Genomic DNA, 1,230 nt, shown 5'->3' with positions numbered 1-1,230 from the left:
GTCCAGGACGTCCGGGCGGTTGGTCGCGGCGATCATGATGACGTTCGTCGAGGCGTCGAAGCCGTCCATCTCCACGAGCATCTGGTTCAGGGTCTGCTCACGCTCGTCGTTGCCGCCGCCGATGCCTGCGCCGCGGTGCCGGCCGACGGCGTCGATCTCGTCCACGAAGATGATGGCGGGGGCGTTGGACTTGGCCTGCTCGAAGAGGTCGCGCACGCGCGAGGCGCCGACGCCCACGAACATCTCCACGAAGTCCGAGCCGGAGATCGAGTAGAACGGCACGCCGGCCTCACCGGCCACGGCCTTGGCGAGGAGGGTCTTGCCCGTGCCGGGCGGGCCGTAGAGCAGCACGCCCTTGGGGATCTTGGCGCCCACGGCGCGGAAGCGGTCCGGCACGGTGAGGAACTCCTTGATCTCCTGGAGCTCCTCCACGGCCTCGTCCGCGCCCGCGACGTCCTTGAACAGCACGTCCGGGTTGTCCTTGTTGATCAGCTTGGCGCGGGACTTGCCGAACTGCATGACCTTGCCACCGCCGCCCTGCATGCGGGACATCAGGAACCAGAACAGCAGTGCGATGAGCAGGAACGGAACCATGAAGCCGAGCAGCGAGAGGAACCAGTTGCTCCGCACCGGCTCGTCCGTGTAGCCGTCCAGGGCCGAGTCGTCCACCGCGGTGACCACGTCCGTGGCGCGCGCGGTGGCGAAGTAGAAGTAGACCTCCTTGCCGAGGTCCCGGTCGTCCTGCTTGTAGGGCTCACGCAGGGTGAGGTCCACGCGCTGGTCCCCGTCCACCACGCGGGCCTGCGCGGCCTTGTCGTCCTTCAGCAGGGCCATGCCCACGTTGGTGTCCACCATGGTGCGGCCGCTCTGTGACGTGGTCAGCGGGATCGCGACGGCGAGGACCAGCAGGCCCAGCAGGATCCAGACGTAGGGCTTGTTGAACAGCTTCTTCACGGTCCGAGTGTCTCCTGGTCTGCCGCGGGGGCCGGGCTCCCCGGGGCGGCCGCCGTGCAGCCGGGGCCGGCGCAGGGCCGACGTCGCGCCCGGGTCAAGCCTCCACGGTACCGGCCCCGCCCGGGTGTCCGCTGACTGTTCGCGTCAGGTGGACAGGGCGCGGGCGGTCAGCCGGCGCCGACGTCGGCCAGCACCGTCCTGGCACCCACCGGGAATGCGAGGGGTCGGAATGGCGCGTGGATCGCACCTCAGAGCGACCGCTCGCGTGACAGGTCG

The 1,230-nt window shown here is 69.5% G+C and carries 1 protein-coding gene; it reads right to left on the bottom strand.

Going from position 1 to position 1,230, the window contains the following annotated elements; translation table 11 throughout:
- Positions 1-954 (bottom strand): AAA family ATPase (locus tag QL983_RS11280; protein WP_290153062.1); only part of this gene is annotated, 954 nt, incomplete at its 3' end.
- Between the last annotated feature and the right edge of the window lie 276 nt (positions 955-1,230).

Source organism: Micrococcus sp. APC 4021, assembly GCF_030407635.1.
Lineage (GTDB): Bacteria > Actinomycetota > Actinomycetes > Actinomycetales > Micrococcaceae > Micrococcus > Micrococcus luteus.
The sequence above is the reverse complement of the archived record's forward strand: the minus strand, read 5'-3'. Positions and strand labels throughout refer to the sequence as shown.